Raw genomic sequence first — 400 nt, forward strand, 5'->3', positions numbered from 1 at the left:
GCTCTCCGGGGCTCCCGAGCTCGTGCTGCTGGGGCTGCGCCCGGAGCACTTCGAGGACGCCAAGTTCGTGGACGAGGCCAAGGTGGGCCACGGCACCATGTTCGATGCCGAGTTCACGCACACGGAGTGGCTGGGCAACCAGCAGTACGGCTACATCCACTCCCAGCAGGACGACACGGACCAGCACGCTCAACGAGCTGGCCCAGGAGCTGGACGCGGACGAGATGCCCGCGCAGGTGGTCGTGTCCCTGGCTGCGTCCTCCCGCATCCGCGGTGGCTCGAACTCCAATAGAGGGCTGGACAGCCGCCGCATGCACGTCTTCAACCCCGAGACGGGCGAGAACTCACCCGCGACGCCGAGGCGGGAGCGGAGCTGACCCGCGAGGCCAACGAGGAGCGC

At 68.8% G+C, this 400-nt stretch carries 1 pseudogene; it reads left to right on the forward strand.

The features are described from left to right. Positions 1-292: pseudogene (locus tag M3148_RS17480) on the forward strand (hypothetical protein); the annotation flags it as partial. Positions 293-400 lie beyond the last annotated feature (108 nt).

This window comes from Georgenia satyanarayanai, assembly GCF_023715365.1.
GTDB lineage: Bacteria > Actinomycetota > Actinomycetes > Actinomycetales > Actinomycetaceae > Oceanitalea > Oceanitalea satyanarayanai_B.